Raw genomic sequence first — 2923 nt, 5'->3', positions numbered from 1 at the left:
CCCGGCAGCCGAGGCGGCCACCTTGACCGGGCGCGCCGAGTCACCGCGCGCGTCCTCCGTACCGTCGGAGTGGTGCGGCGCGTCGGCGAGGGCCGTCCGCGCGTCGGTCAGGTGCATCGGCCCGTAGCCGCCCGTGACGCTCGGCGCGCCGCTGTGGGTGTCCCAGCGGGACTGGAGGTACGCGACACCCAGGAGCACGCTCCCCGGTACGTCGTACCGCGCGGCCGCGGTCTCGAACTGGGTCTGCAACGTGCCGGATCCGGGGCGTTCCGCGGTGGCGGAGGGAGCGGCGGCCACCAGCGGCAGGAGCAGCGCCGCCGCCGCCAGGACACCTCCCGCTCCCAGCGTGCGTCCGCGTACGTTCCTCGGTCGTGGGGGGACGGAACGGGGCAATGCGGCCTCCAGTGACGGGTGGTGCGCGAGATGCCGGTACCTCTGGCTCGCTCCAGGGGTATCGGCTTCCGGACGATCCGTCAATCAGGCGCCACGACAAGGATTTCGCATGTCAGCTCGCGTGTCGGGAGGTTTCGCGGTGGTGGCGCCCGGGCCTGCGGCGCGTCAGTGGCATGAACCAATGACCGTATACGGAACACCGCCGCGCGCCCCGTCTGTCGGTACGGGGCGCGCGGCGGTGCGGCTCTTCGGTCCTCCCCGCGTCAGCGGGTCCCGACCGCCGCGCGCACGGCCCGGCGGGCCATCGCGCAGTCGTCGTGCAGGCGCCTGAGCAGCAACCGCTGCTCCTCGCCCGTCGGCAGGCCGCTCCGCTCGGCGGACGCGGCCGGCGACGCGCCCGCGGCGGGCGGCTGCGTGTCCCGCATGGCGCGCTGGACGGCCGTCTCGTACATCCGGATCTCCCGGGTCAGTACGAGCATCAGATTGACGAGGAAGGCGTCCCGGGCCGCCGGTCCCGGGGCCTGGGCGAGCTGGCTGATCTGCCGGCGCGCCGCCGGGGCGTCCCCGAGCACCGCCCACAGCGTCGCGAGGTCGTACCCGGGCAGGTACCACCCGGCGTGCTCCCAGTCGACGAGCACCGGGCCCGCCGGGGAGAGCAGGATGTTGGAGAGCAGCGCGTCGCCGTGACAGAACTGGCCCGCGCCCTGCCGGCCGGCCGCCAGGCCGTGCAGCAGCTTCTGGAGATCGCCCAGGTCCCGGTCGGTGAACAGGCCCAGCTCGTGGTAGCGGGCGATCCGTGAGGCGTAGTCGAGGGGGGCGTCGAACATGCCCGGCGGCGGTCGCCAGGTGTTGAGCCGGGCGATCGCGCCGAGCGCGGCCCGTACGTCGGCCCGGGGCGGAGCCTCCACGGGGTGGCGGGCCAGCGCCGCCGCGCGGCCGGGCATCCGCTCGACCACCAGCGTGCAGTTGTCGGGGTCGGCGGCGATGAGGCGCGGTACGCGTACCGGCGGCCGGTGCCGCACGAACGCGCGATAAGCGGCTATTTCGTGGCGGAACCGCTCCGCCCAGACGGGGGAGTGGTCCAGCAGGCACTTGGCGACCGCGGTGGTGCGCCCGGTGGATCCGACGAGCAGGACGGACCGCCCGCTGCGGCGCAGGACCTGCACCGGATTGAACTCCGGACAGATCCGGTGCACCGAAGCGATCGCCTTCCGCAGCTGCGCGCCCTGGGGGCCGGACAAGTCGAGTCTCCCGCTGAGCGGTTGTTTGACCGCCCCGGCCCAGCGCCGGGGAGCGTTCGTGGGGTCGAGGTACGGTCCGCTGCCGGGCGCGACCGTACGCGTCGACCGGGGCGGGGCGGACACGGAGGACGATGCTGTGTACATGGGCGGACAGATCCCTTCGTGTGCCGACTGAGGAGCGTGCGCCTCCCGTCCCGGCGGCCGGTCCGCACCCTGGGGAGTACGGCCGGCTGCCGGGCCGGGGTGGCGCGTTCCTACCCGACACCCGCGCGCGGGTGGCCCGCCATCTGGCGGACCCTGGCGAACCCTGGCGAATGGTCGCCACCCCTCCGCCGGTATCTGACGGGGGGTTACTGTCGAAGCCGGCCGAGAACCTGGGGGCTTGACGTGAGCGGCGAACCCAACACCCGTCTGTCGGATCTGTTCGGCCTGGCCGGCTGGTCCAAGGGCGAACTCGCGAGGCTGGTGAACCGGCAGGCGGCGGCCATGGGCCACCCCCAACTGGCCACGGACACCTCGCGCGTACGGCGCTGGATCGACATGGGGGAGACCCCGCGCGATCCGGTGCCGCGGGTGCTGGCAGCGCTGTTCACCGAGCGGCTCGGTCGTGTCGTGACCATCGAGGACCTCGGCTTTGAACGGTCCGGGCGCACGGGGAAACGACAGGACGCCGGGAGCGCGGAGAACCCCGACGGCCTGCCGTGGGCGCCCGAACGGACGGCGGCGGTCCTCACCGAATTCACGGGAATGGACCTCATGCTCAACCGACGCGGCCTGGTGGGCGCGGGCGCCGCGCTCGCCACCGGCTCCGCACTCAGCAGTGCCATGCACGACTGGCTGCATCACGATCCCGTCCTCTCCTCCGACGCCCCCCGGCTCAACGCTCCCCTGCACGCCGACCCCGCTGGGTTCGACCGCTACGAGGCCGCCCCCATCGGGTCGCAGGAGATCGAGGCGCTGGAACGCTCCGTGGAGGTGTTCCGCGCGTGGGACGCCTCCCACGGCGGCGGACTCCAGCGCAAGGCCGTGGTGGGCCAGCTCAACGAGGTGGGCGGCATGCTCGCCTACCGTCACCCCGACCATCTCCAGCGGCGCCTGTGGGGCGTCGCCGCCAACCTCGCCGTCCTCGCGGGCTGGATGTCCCACGACGTCGGCCTCGAACCCACCGCCCAGAAGTACTTCGTCATCGCCACCCACGCGGCACGCGAGGGGGGCGACCGGCCCCGCGCGGGCGAGGCCCTCTCCCGAGCCGCCCGCCAGATGATCCATCTGGGCCGGCCCGACGACGC

1 protein-coding gene and 2 pseudogenes are annotated in these 2923 nt (G+C 73.7%); 1 reads left to right on the top strand and 2 read right to left on the bottom strand.

What is annotated here, in order from left to right; genetic code table 11:
• A pseudogene (locus tag GT042_RS04130) lies at positions 1-345 on the bottom strand (N-acetylmuramoyl-L-alanine amidase); the annotation flags it as partial.
• A 311-nt stretch (positions 346-656) separates the two neighbouring features.
• Entirely contained in the window at positions 657-1778 is a 1122-nt protein-coding gene (locus tag GT042_RS04125) for an aminoglycoside phosphotransferase family protein (RefSeq protein WP_161307328.1), read from the bottom strand.
• Positions 1779-2021: 243 nt separating this feature from the next.
• On the opposite strand from GT042_RS04125, the pseudogene GT042_RS04120 reads away from it, so the two are divergent.
• A pseudogene (locus GT042_RS04120) lies at positions 2022-2923 on the top strand (hypothetical protein); the annotation flags it as partial.

The sequence above is a fragment of the Streptomyces sp. SID3212 genome (genome assembly GCF_009865405.1).
In the GTDB taxonomy this organism is placed as follows: Bacteria; Actinomycetota; Actinomycetes; order Streptomycetales; family Streptomycetaceae; genus Streptomyces.
This window is presented reverse-complemented; position numbering and strand designations above follow the sequence as displayed.